Raw genomic sequence first — 360 nt, forward strand, 5'->3', positions numbered from 1 at the left:
CACCCCCCCGGCCACTGCGGCGGCCTCCTGCTGTGCGGCCCAGGTCGCGGGGAACAGCCGCGTGCGGCTGAGCGGCGCCGTCCCCCAGAGGGCCGGGCCCATCAGCAGGGCGATCAGGGTGAGCGGCGGGGAGAGCCAGAGCATGACGCCCAGTGACATGCCGAACATCAGCACGTTCCCGGTCATCATCGGCAGCATGAAGAGCAGCCCGACCACGAGCTGGAGATCGGAGGTGGCCCGGCCGACCACCTGACCGATGTCCAGCTCGTCCTGCCGCCGCCCGTCGAGCCGGGTGAGCGAGCGGAACAGGTCGGACCGCATGTCGTGCTGGACGTCGATGGCGAGCTGGCCGCCGAAGTA

At 71.1% G+C, this 360-nt stretch carries 1 protein-coding gene; it reads right to left on the reverse strand.

Going from position 1 to position 360, the window contains the following annotated elements; genetic code table 11:
* Positions 1–360 (reverse strand): ABC transporter transmembrane domain-containing protein (locus ACLWS4_RS37970; protein ID WP_416876572.1); only part of this gene is annotated, 360 nt, incomplete at both ends.

The sequence above is a fragment of the Kitasatospora sp. SC0581 genome, from assembly GCF_048159585.1.
Lineage (GTDB): Bacteria > Actinomycetota > Actinomycetes > Streptomycetales > Streptomycetaceae > Kitasatospora.